General features: G+C 62.4%; 13 protein-coding genes. 9 read left to right on the forward strand and 4 right to left on the reverse strand.

What is annotated here, in order from left to right; all coding sequences use genetic code 11:
* Positions 1–178: 178 nt before the first annotated feature.
* The 3 genes from AWB78_RS23545 to AWB78_RS23555 form a co-directional block, all read right to left on the reverse strand.
* The gene (locus AWB78_RS23545) at positions 179–649 is read right to left on the reverse strand and encodes a ribonuclease (RefSeq protein WP_062608396.1); all 471 of its coding nucleotides are present in this window, start codon (positions 647–649) and stop codon (positions 179–181) included.
* A 116-nt stretch (positions 650–765) separates the two neighbouring features.
* On the reverse strand, positions 766–1260 hold the full coding sequence (locus AWB78_RS23550) for an NUDIX domain-containing protein (RefSeq protein ID WP_062608397.1): 495 nt from the start codon (positions 1258–1260) through the stop codon (positions 766–768).
* A gap of 224 nt (positions 1261–1484) precedes the next feature.
* Positions 1485–3521 carry an NADH:flavin oxidoreductase gene (locus tag AWB78_RS23555; RefSeq protein ID WP_062608398.1) on the reverse strand — a complete coding sequence of 679 codons (2037 nt, stop codon included), beginning with the start codon at positions 3519–3521 and terminating at the stop codon, positions 1485–1487.
* A gap of 164 nt (positions 3522–3685) precedes the next feature.
* On the opposite strand from AWB78_RS23555, the gene AWB78_RS23560 reads away from it, so the two are divergent.
* The 4 genes from AWB78_RS23560 (at position 3686) to AWB78_RS23575 (ending at position 6357) form a co-directional block, all read left to right on the forward strand.
* Positions 3686–4327 carry a TetR/AcrR family transcriptional regulator gene (locus tag AWB78_RS23560; RefSeq protein ID WP_062608399.1) on the forward strand — a complete coding sequence of 214 codons (642 nt, stop codon included), beginning with the start codon at positions 3686–3688 and terminating at the stop codon, positions 4325–4327.
* A gap of 99 nt (positions 4328–4426) precedes the next feature.
* Entirely contained in the window at positions 4427–4762 is a 336-nt protein-coding gene (locus AWB78_RS23565; RefSeq protein WP_062608400.1) for a hypothetical protein, read from the forward strand.
* Between the two features lie 24 nt (positions 4763–4786).
* Positions 4787–5155: a DUF2784 domain-containing protein gene (locus AWB78_RS23570; RefSeq protein WP_062608401.1), complete on the forward strand. Its 369-nt coding sequence runs from the start codon at positions 4787–4789 to the stop codon at positions 5153–5155.
* 218 nt (positions 5156–5373) lie between these two features.
* A complete protein-coding gene (locus tag AWB78_RS23575; protein WP_062608402.1) occupies positions 5374–6357 on the forward strand; it encodes a glycosyltransferase family 2 protein in 984 nt (327 codons plus the stop codon).
* On the opposite strand, the gene AWB78_RS23580 is transcribed toward AWB78_RS23575, so the two are convergent.
* A complete protein-coding gene (locus AWB78_RS23580; RefSeq protein WP_082883406.1) occupies positions 6302–7273 on the reverse strand; it encodes a LysR family transcriptional regulator in 972 nt (323 codons plus the stop codon). The genes AWB78_RS23575 and AWB78_RS23580 overlap by 56 nt on opposite strands.
* 96 nt (positions 7274–7369) lie before the next feature.
* Between AWB78_RS23580 and AWB78_RS23585 the strand changes: the two genes are divergently transcribed.
* From AWB78_RS23585 to AWB78_RS23605, 5 genes are all read left to right on the forward strand, one after another.
* Positions 7370–8566: a YbfB/YjiJ family MFS transporter gene (locus AWB78_RS23585; RefSeq protein ID WP_062608403.1), complete on the forward strand. Its 1197-nt coding sequence runs from the start codon at positions 7370–7372 to the stop codon at positions 8564–8566.
* 99 nt (positions 8567–8665) lie between these two features.
* Positions 8666–9199, forward strand: a complete 534-nt coding sequence (locus AWB78_RS23590) for a DUF488 domain-containing protein (RefSeq protein WP_062608404.1) — start codon at positions 8666–8668, stop codon at positions 9197–9199.
* An 84-nt stretch (positions 9200–9283) separates the two neighbouring features.
* Complete coding sequence (locus tag AWB78_RS23595; RefSeq protein WP_232477830.1) at positions 9284–10156, forward strand: GNAT family N-acetyltransferase; 873 nt, start codon at positions 9284–9286, stop codon at positions 10154–10156.
* Positions 10157–10160: 4 nt separating this feature from the next.
* Positions 10161–11087 (forward strand): 2-hydroxyacid dehydrogenase, encoded by a 927-nt coding sequence (locus tag AWB78_RS23600; protein ID WP_062608406.1) that lies wholly within the window; start codon positions 10161–10163, stop codon positions 11085–11087.
* Positions 11088–11255: 168 nt separating this feature from the next.
* Positions 11256–12665 carry an aspartate aminotransferase family protein gene (locus AWB78_RS23605; protein WP_062608407.1) on the forward strand — a complete coding sequence of 470 codons (1410 nt, stop codon included), beginning with the start codon at positions 11256–11258 and terminating at the stop codon, positions 12663–12665.
* Positions 12666–12686 lie beyond the last annotated feature (21 nt).

Below are 12686 nucleotides of genomic sequence, written 5' to 3' on the forward strand. Positions count from 1 at the left end.
GGCTGAAAGTGTTTCGTCCGCAATTCGCGATTCATTCGCGCGATAACGCAAGCTTTGCCGATTGCGTCGGCATGATCTGTCGATCATGAAGAAGCGCGCCCTTGCGGCGCGGTCTGTGAAAGCACAACGCCCCGGTGCCGATCTTATGGACGGCCCGGGGCGTTTTCATTGGCTGAAGTTATTCCGCAATGCGCTTGAAACTGGCGTAATAGTCTTCGGTGTAATAGCAGTCGCCGATTTGCCTGCGCGGTCCACCACATACGATGCGGCGCTGCCCGCGATCCGCCGAGCCAGGTGTTCGAACCGTGTATGCGTGGTAATAGCCGCGCGGATGCTGCGGCAGCAATACGGAGCTGTTGCGGAACAGGACACCGTCCTCGCTGAATGGGAAAGGGCCGCCCGCCTTGATCAGACGCAGCGTCTCTGCTGCTTCCGACGGCAACTGCGACTTATTGACCGAGGTTAGTGCGCCCTTCGCCTGCGCACCCGATGCGGCGGCGGTGTCGCTCGCGGCCTGCCCGGGCGGCACCGGCGCCTGACTCGCAGATGCGCCCTGCTCCTGAACGGCACTTCGCGATCCGTCCTTTCCGCATCCGCCGAGGATCGCGCTGAAGACAATGATGCATGAGAAAGCCCGCGCTCGTTTCACGAAACGGTGCCTCCGGGTTGATCAGCATGGGATGGCCACGAACGATCCAAGAGTATCGCCAATAGCGGAATGAATCAACGCTGCGGTGAGACTGTGTTTCGAAAGACAAAGGCAAACTATCTACAAAGCGCTCCGCCGAGATACGCAACGACCGCCCCTGTCAGTGCGATGCCGCTCAATTCCTCCGGCGATGCCAGATGCACGTCGATAATCTCGCGGTTATCGAGTCGCAGCTCGGGTATGCGATCGAGGTGCAGTTCAAAGAAATGCACCTCATCTCTTCGCCCGTCCCAAGTACCGCAGACACTGCCCGCGGGGCGTAACGGGTACGACGGGAGACCGATCTCCTCCTTCAATTCGCGCTGTGCCGCTGCATCGGGCGCCTCTCCGGGCTCGAGGCTACCGCCGGGAAAATTCCATTCGGCCCGGTACGATGACTTCACCAGCAACAGCGCCTGCCCGACGTAGATCGCTACTAGCGCGCCCTCATGACGAGGTCGTCGAATGTGCCACCAGACGCGAGCGAGTCGAAATCCGAGGCGAAGCATCATGCGCCAGACAGAGTCGATTAGGCTGGCCGGTCGCTCGCGCTCTCGCTCGAGGCTCGGCATGAGGTCTCTCCTTTCCTTTCATTGATCAGAGGATCGTTTGGTTCGCTGGCTTCGTGCGGCGGGGATGATTCAGCGCCTGCGAAACCAACGCGTGCGATCCGTAGTTTAGCCTGAGCCTGCCGAAGGAAAGGGCTGCGCGCCGCCGACCTCGCGGATGGATTTCTCCGATCCGAAAAGCGCGCAATGGGATGAGCTGATCGAGAAGCAGACGAGTCCCCGAACGCCTATAGATCCTTGACCAGGCGAAGCGCGTCATATATCGCCGCATGCGTGTTGCGCGCCGCTACCGCATCGCCGATCCTGAACAACTGGAAGCGACCTTCGGGATTGGTCTCTTCGGTCTGCGGCTTGCCATCGATGAGATCGTCGTAGTTCACCGCGCCGCGATTCTTCGATAGCGGCTTGAGCTCGAAGTACAGTTCGTCCATCGGAATCGTGCCGTGATTGACGACGATCTGATCGTAGCGCTGCTCCTTGCGAACGCCGCCGTAATCGCTTCCGATCGTCGCAACCAGTTCGTTCCCTTCGCGGCGAACGGCTTCGAGGCGAAACGTGACCGTGAACGTCGTCGCGAGATTCTGCAGCGCGCGCATATAGGGCACGAGGTTCATGCTCATCACTTCGGGCGAGAACGTGCGGTCCGGCGTCATCACCTCCACCTTGCCGCCGGCCTGCGCGATCGTTTCGGCGGCCTGCAGCGCGGCGTGATCGCCGGCATCGTCGAAGATCAGCACATTGGCGCCGGGCTTCACGTCGCCCGAAATGATGTCCCATGAAGAGACGACATGTTCGTTGCCTTCGCTGCAGACCTCCGTGTGCGGCATGCCGCCGGTCGCGACGATCACCACGTCGGGCTGCTCCGCGAGCACCGTATCCCTATCTGCCCACGTATTGAACCTGAAGCGCACGCCGAGCTTCTCGCACTGCGCCATGCGCCAGTCGATGATGCCGATCATCTCCTTGCGACGCGCGTTCTGCGCGGTGAGGCGAATCTGTCCGCCGGGATCGTTCATCGCTTCGAGCACGACCACGTCGTGGCCTCGTTCGCCCGCCACGCGCGCGGCTTCGAGGCCCGCCGGCCCCGCGCCCACGATGACGATCCTGCGCTTCGTCGCGGCGGGCTGGATCGTATGCGGCATCTCCAGTTCGCGGCCCGTTGCGGCGTTATGGATGCACAGCGCCGCGCCGCCCTGATAGATGCGGTCGAGACAGTAATTCGCGCCCACGCAAGGCCGGATATCGTCTTCCCTGCGCTCGATGATCTTGCGCACGATATGCGGATCGGTCATGTGCGCGCGCGTCATGCCGACCATATCGATCTTGCCCGACTCGATGGCATAGCGCGCCGTGGCGACGTCCTGGATACGCGCCGCATGGAACGTGGGAAAGTCCGTCGCCTGCTTGATCTCGCCCGCGAAATCGAGGTGCGGCGCGCTCTTCATCCCCATGATCGGGATGATGTCCGTGAGGCCCGCGTCGGTTTCCAGATGTCCGCGAATCACGTTGAGAAAGTCGACGAGACCGCTGTCTTTCAGGCGCTTCGAGATCTCGATGCCTTCTTCCTTCGTAATGCCGCCCGCGATCATCTCATCGGCCGTGTAGCGAATGCCGACGAGAAAGCGCTCGCCGACGCGCTCGCGGATCGCGCGAAGCACGTCGAACGTGAAGCGCATGCGATTTTCGAGCGGGCCGCCGTACGGGCCTTCGAGCGTGTTGGTCAGCGGCGACCAGAACTGATCCATCAGGTGACCGTACGATTCTATTTCCAGCCCGTCGAGCCCCGCGGCTTTCATGCGCTCCGCCGCGTCGGCGAAGTCGCGGACGATGCGCTCGATGTCCCAGTCCTCCAGCTTCTTCGGGAAAGCCCGATGCGCCGGCTCGCGGTTATGCGACGGCGAGACGGCCGGAAGCCAGTCGCCCTTGTCCCAGCGCGTGCGGCGGCCGAGATGCGTCAACTGGATCATCACCTTTGCGCCGTGCTCGTGGCACTCGTCGACGAGATCCTTCATCCACGGCACGACTTCATCCTGATACGCAAGAATGTTGTTGAAGACAGGCGGACTGTCTTTCGAGATCGCAGCAGAACCGGCGGTCATCGTCAATGCTATGCCCGCTTTTGCCCGCTCCACGTGGTAAGCGCGATAGCGCTCCTTCGGCATGCCGTCCTCGGCATACGCCGGTTCATGCGACGTGGTCATGATCCGGTTTCTGAACGTCAGATGTTTCAACGTGTAGGGCTGCAGCAACGGATCCGTGGACATGGATACCTCTTCGAAGCGAGCGGGGGACGACACGACAGTTATTAAGGGAGAGTAGAACTGCTGTACACATGTGTCAAGTAGGGAGACATTGGTGTACATTCAAAGTGTGAGGCCCTCGCCTTCAGCCGACGCGCGGGGGCATGATCGATAAGAGAAACGATGTTATGGACCAGACGCTCGAGGTAGTGCGCGGTTCAGCCGACATGTGGCTGGACGCGGCCTATGAAAGTCTTCTCGAAGGAGGCGTGGATGCAGTGCGCATACTGCCTCTCGGAAAGAAGCTCAATGTTTCGCGAACCAGTTTCTACTGGTTCTTCAAGGATCGTGAGGAACTGCTTTCCGCCCTGCTCGGCCGATGGAAGCAGAAGAACACGGGCAACTGGATCGAACGCACGGAAGCGTATGCGGACACCGTGTGCGAAGCGATGTTGAACGTGTTCGATTGCTGGTTCGACGACACGATCTTCGACTCGCGCTTCGAAGCCGCGATCCGCAGTTGGGCCCAGCAGGCGCCGGAGATCGCCGATCAGTTGGCGGAGGACGACGAGCAACGCATTTCGGCGCTGACTGCCTTGTTCGCGCGTTTCGACTACGCGCCGCGCGTCGCGGATATCCGTGCGAGGGTGGCATATTTCACGCAGGCGGGTTATGTATCGACCAAGCCGCGCGAGGACATGTCGGTCAGAATGAAGCGCATTCCGGATTACGTCGAAGTTTTTACAGGCGTGCGGCCGAAGAAGCATGAGCTCGAGCGCTTCTATGCGCGAAGGAATTTCAAGTTTCGTGCGCGCGCCCGAATCGATTGAGTAAGGTTTCCACGCTGAAACCTTTATCCGTGGAAACCCTTGCATTTCCGCTCGACAAGCGTCTTTGAGCGCGCTATCGGCCGGCAAGGAGTCCATTCGATGCCTGAACAAATCACGAAATATCCCGACGTGACGCTCCAGGTCCTGAAAGGCGCGGGTGCCGTGTGTGGCGAAGGCGCGCCGCAGAAAATCCTGAAGCAATGCCCTGCCGCGCGATTCTGCGCACTGCCGACTGGCGAAATCTGTGTCTATGGGATCGACGAGATCCCGCACATGACGCAAATCGACGCCCGCGAAATTGCCGCCGTCGTCGCCCCACAGGGGCGATTCGATGCAGTGCCGACGATATCCGCGTGGTGGCCCGGCGCAATTATTCTCATCGCAGGCTTGCTGGCAGGCTTCGTGCTGGGGATGAGAAGGCGGGATAGTCGATAACCTGCGATATCGAGCGATCACGCCATGATTTCGCTCGCCGATATGGTTCTCGTTCTGCACGCGCTGATCGTATTGTTCATCGTCGGCGGTCTGATCGCGATTTGGATAGGCGCGGCATTCGAACGGAGGTGGGCACGAAATCGCGTGTTTCGAACGACGCATATCGTCGCCATCGGCATCGTCGCGGCACTTGCCGTGCTTGATCTGCCGTGTCCGCTCACCGTCATGGAAGACCATTTGCGTGCCGCGGCGCCCGGCGCGCAAGGCTTCCTGCAACGCTGGATCAGTGCCTGGCTATATCTCGACTTACCGCTGTGGATCTTCACGCTCGCCTACATTGCGTTCTTTATCGCGGTAGCCGTTACGTGGCGGCGCATTCCACCGCGTTCGTGAGCAGATTGCAGGCCGATAACTTGCAACATCTCGATTTGCGTTGTAGAAACAGTTGAACGACAACGCGCTTCGTGGGTCGCAGCATCGGTTGCATGCGAATGCAGCAGTTTAAGAACTGCAGAACAACCCTGATACATCATCGCGGCGATCCAAGTACACTCATTGTCGCTTGTCGCTCCCTGAACTAAGCCGAACCCGCATCGAAAAGATCATTATTCATGCCAGCTCCGCCGAAAATCAGCGTCCTTTTACCTGTGTACAAGGTCGAGCCCTACATCGAAGAATGTCTGGACTCGCTTCTGACGCAAACCTCCACTGACTTCGAAATAGTCGCCGTCGACGATAGCAGTCCTGATCGATCAGGAGAAATGACCGCCCGCATTCTCGAACGGCAGAGCAGAATTCCGTGGCAGTTTATTAAAAACCGTGAGAACAAGGGGCTCGCCGAAACCCGCAAGATCGCGGCGCAGGCGGCCCGCGGCGAATACGTGCTGTGTGTCGACAGCGATGACCACGTGCATTGCGACCTCATCCGCAGGATCATCGATGAAGCCGAAAGACACCATGCGGACGTCGTGGTCTTCGCCGCCGAGAACGTCAGCCCGGAAGGGACGATCAACTACCGCATCGAAACGGGGGACTCCGTCATCTCCGGCGTGGAGGCCGTCGAGCGGATCATGGACTTATCGCTGCAGGCGTACTGCTTCAACAAGCTCGTGCGGCGCTCGATCTTTCTCGCGGTCGAGCATCCCACTGGCCTGATCTATGAAGACATATGCGTATCGGTCCAGACGCTCGGCAAATCGAACGTCGTTCGCCTCATGCCCGACACGTTGTATTCGTACATGTATAGGGAATCGGGAATTTCGACCCGATTCAATCCCAGGATCGTGGATCTTTTTGCCATCATGGACCGTGTGGAGAAGAGCACGGCCTCGATGCCGATACCGAATTACCGAAACCTTCTGTTCAGACTGAAATATATCTACGCCTTCAGAACGATCGCGTTTCAGGCGGCGATCAAGGCGCCGACCTATCGGCTGGCGAAACCCATTCTGTGCAGCGTTTCGAACAAGCTTCATCTCACGCATCTGGTCGGCATGTGTTCGGACCACCGGCCGAAGCTGTCCATCGTCATGGCCATGCTCAAGATCCATCCGTGGATTTTTTATTGCTTTGTCCGGCACTTCGCACGGAGGTAGCTTCTTCATACGGATGCCTTAATATCTGCGGATTGCCGGATCGTGAGGTTCCATCGACGAGCAAATCGCGCAGCGCGTTGAGCGCCGCCGAAAAGTGGCCCTTGCGCCAGACGAGCAGCGTATCCACGCGCCCGAGCTCGCCGATCGGATGCAGATCCACTTCGCCGTCGAGACCTGCGAGTTCGAGCACGGAGCGCGGCGCCACCGCGACGCCCGCTCCCGCCGCCACGCACGCGATGATCGCGTGATACGAGCCCAGTTCCAGCACGCGCGCCGGTCTGATTCCCTGCTGCTCGTACCAGCGCATCGCATATGTGCGGTATGCGCAGCCGCGCTCGAACGCCACCAGCGTGAGCCCGGCGACATCGCGCGCCATTGCCGCCGGATGCTGTCCGCGCGGCGTGACGAGCGCCAGTTGCTCTTCGAACACGGGCACGGACTCGAACTGGCCGGAAGGTAGCGCGTCGGACTCGAGGGGCCGCGCGATCACCGCCGCGTCCACGTCGAACGTGCGAACGCGCTCGATGAGCGCGCGCGTCACGCCTGTTGCCAGTTCCAGCGTCACCTGCGGCCAGCGGCGGTGATACGCAGCCAGCACGCGCGGCAGACGGCTCGCGGCCGTGCTTTCCATCGTCCCGAGCCGCAGACGGCCTTGCGGACGATTCTCGCTGACCGCGTGGCGCGCCTCTTCCGCGAGCGCAAGCAGCCGCTCCGCATACGGCAGCAGGGTCTCGCCGGCGGGTGTCAGAACGAGGCGGCGTCCATCGCGGATGAAGAGGTCCGTGCCGAGCGTCTCTTCGAGCTGACGAATGCGCGTGGTCACGTTCGACTGCACGCGGTTGAGCTTGGCGGCCGCCCGCGTCACGCCGTTTTCGTGGACCACGGCCCGAAAGATGGTCAATGCAGCGAGATCCATGATCTTTCCAGAAGATTGATGGCATCTCGATTATTCATTTTTCAAGATGCAGCGGTCAAGTTAGCATCGCCGTATTGCCGATCCGACCATCGACTCATGGCCTCCCCCGCTCGAACGTCGTCGCTGCCTGCCCATAACGCGCGCCATGCCGCGCTCGCATGCGCCGTCGTGCTCGCGGTGGCGCTCGGCGTCGGGCGCTTCGCGTTCACGCCGCTCCTGCCGCTGATGCTCAAAAGCGGCTCACTCGATATCCGTCACGGCGGATGGCTCGCGTCGGCCAATTACGCCGGATATCTGATCGGCGCGCTGTCGTGCGCGGCGATCCGTCTCGATCACGCGCGCATGGTGCGTCTCGCGCTGGCGTCGACGATCGTGCTGACGCTCGCGATGGGCCTCGTCCACGTGTTCTGGCTGTGGGCGGCGATACGATTCGCGGCGGGCGTCGTCAGCGCATGGGCGTTCGTTTTCGCGTCGCAATGGGGTTTGAGACGGCTCGCGGAACTCGATGCCAACGGTCTCGGCGGCGTCATCTATGCGGGACCGGGCGTCGGCATCGTTGCAACCGGTTTGCTGGGTGCGGCGGCGGCTGCCCTCGCCGTGCCCGCGCCGATGGTGTGGATCGGATTCGCGGTCTGCTCGGGCATCGCGGGCGCGCTTGTATGGAAAGCGTTCGCGCGGGACGCAGCGCCCACGCATGGCCGCGCGCGTCATGCGGCCAACGTCAGGCCCGCGCCGGCGCGCATCGATTCGACGGGGCTCGTCAGCCTGTACAGCCTCGCGGGATTCGGCTACATCATCACGGCGACCTTCCTGCCCGTGATCGCGCGACAGGCACTGCCGGGGTCGCCGTGGCCCGATCTGTTCTGGCCGGCGTTCGGGCTGGCGCTGATCGTCGGCGCACTCGTCGCCGCGCGGCTGCCGCTGTCGTGGGACAACCGGCTGCTGTCCGCCGCGTGCTATCTCATCCAGGCGGCGGGAATCTGTCTCGGCATCGTGTTCCCGACCGCGCTCGGCTTTGGTGTCGGCAGCTTGCTGGTCGGCTTGCCGTTCACCGCCATCACCTTGTTCGCGATGCGCGAGGCGCGCCGCTTGCGCGGTGAAGCCGCGGCGGGACTGATGGGCTACGCGACGGCGGCATACGGTCTGGGACAGATCGTCGGGCCGCTGGTTGCGGCGCCGATCGCCGAGCACACGGGATCGTTCTCGATCGCGTTATGGATTGCGGTGGCGGCGTTGGGACTCGGTGCGGTCGGGCTGGCCTGCCTCGGTATGCGTGGCGCGACAAATCGCTAGCTTTATTTGCTTCGGATATCGAATCATCCGAACAGCCGGGTCACGCGGCACGATACATGCTGCGCTACCATTGAGACCCGGATACGCGAAGCCAGCACCATGAACCTTCCTTTCTACACGGTCGGACACTCCACGCGCACCGTGGAAGAACTCGCTGCGCTCCTCGCGACCGCCGAAGTCGAGCTGCTTGTCGATATCCGCACCGTTCCGCGATCGAGGACGAATCCGCAATTCAACGCGGACTCGTTACCGGAAAGCCTTGCGCCTCATAAGATCGAATACGAGCGGATTGCGGAACTCGGCGGCCTTCGCGGCAAATCAAAAGATATCTCTCCCGATGTGAACGGCTTCTGGGAGAATCGCAGCTTTCACAATTACGCGGACTACGCGCTAACCGATTCGTTTCACAAAGGCCTCGACCATCTGATAAAACTCGGCCGCAAACAGCGATGCGCCGTGATGTGCTCGGAGTCGGTCTGGTGGCGTTGTCACAGACGCATCGTCGCGGACTATCTTCTTGCGCGCGGCGAGACGGTGTTCCATCTCATGGGCGATGACCGGATGGAAGAGGCGCGTCTGACTCAAGGCGCATCCGTTATCTCGCCCGCCGTCGTTCATTATCCGGCGGCATGAGGGGTTGAACGCAGCAGGATCGTCCTATCCGCGCAGCCGGTCGCAATGTCAAAGTGGCAGGCATCCTCTAATGTGGAGCATGCCGTGTCCGCCGCCGAAACATCCACTCTCCTCTACCGCCCCTTCACCGCCAGGGATATTCCCGCGGCGCATGCGCTCTCCGTCGATGTCAAATGGCCGCATCGCGCCGATGACTGGCGCTTCGTGCTCGATGCCGGCACGGGCTTCATTGCGCAGGATGGCGAGCGTGTGGTCGGCACCGCGTTGTGCTGGACCTATGGCGACGACGGCGGATCGCTCGGCATGGTGATCGTGGCGCCGGACTGCCAGGGCAAGGGCATCGGCCGCAAACTGATGGAGTTGCTGCTCGAGGCGCTCGGCGATCGCATCACCGTGCTGCACGCGACGCCCGCGGGCGAGCCGCTCTACGCGAAGCTCGGGTTCAGGCGCATCGGCGCGATTCATCAGCATCAATCCGCCGATTTCACGGCGCCGCGCATCGTATTGCCGACCGATGAAAAGCTGCGCGCGATCGAACCCGCCGATACCGACACGCTCGTCGCGCTCGCATCGCGCGCAAGCGGCCTCGACAGAAGCGCGCTGCTGCCTTCGCTGTTGAAGGTCGCCCGAGGCGTCGTGCTCGAACGCGATGGCGAAGTGCTGGGCTTCTCGCTCATCCGTGAATTCGGGCGTGGGCATGCGATCGGCCCGGTCGTCGCGATGACCGGCGAACAGCGGCACATGCATCGCGCGCAAGCGCTCATCGCGCATTGGCTCGATCATAACCACGGCAAGTTCACGCGCATCGACACGCCGGACGAATGCGGCCTGTCGGACTGGCTCGACGACATCGGGCTCAGACGCGTCGATACGGTCATCAAGATGGCGCGCAACGGCACGCCGCCGCATGACGCATCCGTCGCGCAATTCGCGATCATCAACCAGGCGCTGGGGTGAGCCAATGACCATCCTCTATAAAGCCGATCCCGAACGCGGCAGACAATGGGCGCAACTCTTCGCGCAAAAGGCGCCGGATGTCCCGTTCCGTTTGTGGCCCGACATCGGCGACGCCGCCGCCGTGCGCTATCTCGCGGCATGGCAGCCGCCCGCCGATGTCATGCGGACCTTCCCCAATCTCGAAGTGATCTTCTCGGTGGGCGCGGGCATCGATCAGTTCGATCTGTCGGGCGTGCCGCCGCATGTCGCCGTGGTGCGGATGACCGAGCCTGGCATCGTCGAAGGGATGGTGGAATATGTGACGCAGGCGGTGCTCACGATTCATCGCGACCTCTTCGATTACGCCGCGCAGCAACGCGAGCGCGTCTGGCACGAGATGCCCGTGCGCGCCGCCTCGACGCGGCGCATCGGCGTGCTCGGGCTCGGCATGCTCGGCACCGCCGTGCTGAAAACGCTGCGGCTCTTCGGCTTTTCGTGCGCGGGCTGGAGCCGTTCGCCGCATGAGATCGAAGGCGTCGAATGTCACGCGGGCATCGAATCGCTCGATGCGTTCCTCGCCCGCACCGATATCCTCGTGTGCCTGCTGCCGCTCACGGATGCGACGCGCGGTCTCATCGACAAGCGCGTGTTCGGTGCGTTGCCGGACGGGGCGTCGTTCATCAACGTCGGTCGCGGCCCGCACGTGAATCAGCAGGATCTGCTCGATGCGCTCGACAGCGGCCATCTTCATGCCGCGATTCTCGATGTGACCGAGCCCGAGCCCTTGCCGCCCGCGCATCCGTTCTGGACGCATCCGCGCGTGCGCCTGACGCCGCATATCGCGAGCGCGACGCGCCCCGAAACCGCCGTCGACGTGGTGCTGGAGAACCTTCGCCGCCATCGCGCGGGGGAGCGCATGAGCGGCGAAATCGACCGCACGCGCGGCTACTGAAAGCGTCTCGCGGGCCGCGCAGCACAAAATGCTGCGCGGCCCCGGCAAAACGCCACGGATTCGCTTTTTAGCCATTTTTTTGGCGATGCGCGCGATGCGGCTCTGCCGATAGTATGAAACGGTCACGCGCCATTTCGAACACTGTCCGAACAAAGAGAGAGCCGCATCATGCCGATCCAATCGCTTGTCGAGTCCGACCGCAAACATCTGATCCATCCCGTCGTCAGTTATCGCGCGCATGAGGCGCGCGGCGTCACCGTGCTCGATTCCGCCGATGGCGTGTTCCTGCGCGATATCGAAGGCAAGGCACTGCTCGACGCCTTCTCGGGCCTCTGGTGCGTGAACACGGGCTACGGCCACGCGAGCATCGTCGAGGCCGCCGCGAAGCAGATGGCGAAGCTGCCCTACGCGACCGGCTACTTCCACTTCGGCTCCGAGCCCGCGATCGAACTCGCCGCGAAGCTCGTCGAGCTCGCGCCCGCGTCGCTGCAACACGTGTACTTCACGCTCGGCGGCTCGGATGCGGTCGATTCCGCGCTGCGCTTCATCACGCACTACTACAACGCGACGGGCCGTCCGTCGAAGAAGCATTGCATCGCGCTGCAACGCGGTTATCACGGCTCGTCGTCGATCGGCGCGGGTCTGACGGCGTTGCCCGCGTTCCATCGCAACTTCGATCTGCCGCTGCCCACGCAGCATCACATTCCGTCGCCGTATGCGTATCGCAATGATTTCGCCGATGACGCCGCGCTCATCGCCGCTTCCGTGCAAGCGCTCGAAGCGAAGGTCGCGGAGCTCGGCGCGGACAACGTCGCCGCATTCTTCTGCGAGCCGATTCAAGGTTCGGGCGGCGTGATCGTGCCGCCCGCAGGCTGGCTGAAAGCGATGCGCGATGCATGCCGCAAGCTCGATATCCTCTTCGTCGCCGATGAAGTCATCACCGGCTTCGGCCGCACCGGCCCGCTCTTCGCGTGCGAGGGCGAAGGCGTCGAACCGGATCTGATGACGGTTGCAAAGGGCCTCACGGCAGGCTATGCGCCGATGGGCGCGGTCCTCATGTCCGATGCGATCTATCAAGGCATCGCCGATGGCGGCGATGTCTCCGCCGCCATCGGTCACGGGCACACGTACTCGGCGCATCCGGTGAGCGCGGCCATCGGTCTCGAAGTGATGCGGCTCTATCACGAAGGCGGCCTGCTCGCGAACGGCCAGGCGCAGGCGCCGCGTTTCGCGCAAGGCCTCGATGCGCTGCTCGATCATCCGCTCGTCGGCGATTCGCGTCATCGCGGGCTGCTCGGCGCGCTCGAACTCGTTTCCGACAAGGACAGCAAGCGCGGCTTCGATGCGGCGCTCAAGCTGCCGGACCGCATCGCGGCCGCCGCCTATCGCAACGGGCTCGTGTTCCGCGCATTCGGCGATAACATTCTCGGCTTCGCGCCGGCGCTCTGCTATACCGAAGCCAACTTCGACATGCTGTTCGAGCGCCTCACGCAAACGCTCGACGACGTACTCGCGGAAAACGACGTGCGCGCCGCATTGAAGGGCGTTTCCGGATGTAGTTCTCGCGCGGCCGCGTGATAACATCGACCGACCGCCGAC

It is taken from the genome of Caballeronia calidae, assembly GCF_900044055.2.
Classification (GTDB): Bacteria; Pseudomonadota; Gammaproteobacteria; order Burkholderiales; family Burkholderiaceae; genus Caballeronia; species Caballeronia calidae.

Coding starts and splice junctions, on each gene's coding strand:
- AWB78_RS23550 (WP_062608397.1), bottom strand. CDS start 1,260: ATGCCGAGCCTCGAGCGAGAGCGCGAGCGACCGGCCAGCCTAATCGAC.
- AWB78_RS23555 (WP_062608398.1), bottom strand. CDS start 3,521: ATGTCCACGGATCCGTTGCTGCAGCCCTACACGTTGAAACATCTGACG.
- AWB78_RS23560 (WP_062608399.1), top strand. CDS start 3,686: ATGGACCAGACGCTCGAGGTAGTGCGCGGTTCAGCCGACATGTGGCTG.
- AWB78_RS23565 (WP_062608400.1), top strand. CDS start 4,427: ATGCCTGAACAAATCACGAAATATCCCGACGTGACGCTCCAGGTCCTG.
- AWB78_RS23570 (WP_062608401.1), top strand. CDS start 4,787: ATGATTTCGCTCGCCGATATGGTTCTCGTTCTGCACGCGCTGATCGTA.
- AWB78_RS23575 (WP_062608402.1), top strand. CDS start 5,374: ATGCCAGCTCCGCCGAAAATCAGCGTCCTTTTACCTGTGTACAAGGTC.
- AWB78_RS23580 (WP_082883406.1), bottom strand. CDS start 7,273: ATGGATCTCGCTGCATTGACCATCTTTCGGGCCGTGGTCCACGAAAAC.
- AWB78_RS23585 (WP_062608403.1), top strand. CDS start 7,370: ATGGCCTCCCCCGCTCGAACGTCGTCGCTGCCTGCCCATAACGCGCGC.
- AWB78_RS23590 (WP_062608404.1), top strand. CDS start 8,666: ATGAACCTTCCTTTCTACACGGTCGGACACTCCACGCGCACCGTGGAA.
- AWB78_RS23600 (WP_062608406.1), top strand. CDS start 10,161: ATGACCATCCTCTATAAAGCCGATCCCGAACGCGGCAGACAATGGGCG.
- AWB78_RS23605 (WP_062608407.1), top strand. CDS start 11,256: ATGCCGATCCAATCGCTTGTCGAGTCCGACCGCAAACATCTGATCCAT.